This is a genomic window from Sedimentibacter sp. B4, from assembly GCF_000309315.1.
GTDB lineage: Bacteria > Bacillota > Clostridia > Tissierellales > Sedimentibacteraceae > Sedimentibacter > Sedimentibacter saalensis.
Genome location: NZ_CANG01000569.1, coordinates 1 through 380 on the forward strand (window position 1 = coordinate 1; position 380 = coordinate 380).

Annotated in this window: 1 pseudogene; it reads left to right on the top strand. The window is 64.2% G+C overall.

From position 1 onward, the window contains the following. Nucleotides 1-138 precede the first annotated feature (138 nt). Nucleotides 139-380, top strand: a pseudogene (locus tag BN358_RS12290) (RNA polymerase subunit sigma-28); the annotation flags it as partial.

Below are 380 nucleotides of genomic sequence, written 5' to 3' on the forward strand. Positions count from 1 at the left end.
TGTACGACCCTCGTCCGCTTCCGCCCTGTCGAGTCCGCACCCCCATTGACCGGGTCGCCCGGCTCTGCCAGCGTGGGAATTGTCCAGAGCGGTCAAACCACGTGCCGACTCCGGCGTCCACTCCGAGAGGAGAAGACGATGGCACGTGGCATCGCGCCCGCATCCATCCCCACCCCATCCCAGAACACTCGTGAACAGCGCATCGAGGATCTCTTTGAGCGTCTGGACAGCTGCACCGCCGAGGATCGGGAAGACGTCATCTCAGAACTGGTCGAGTTGAATCTCGGCCTGTGTGACGCCCTCGCCAACCGCTACGTCCATCGGGGTGCCGAGCGGGACGACCTCGTTCAAGTGGCCCGGATGGCCCTGTTCCTGGCCAT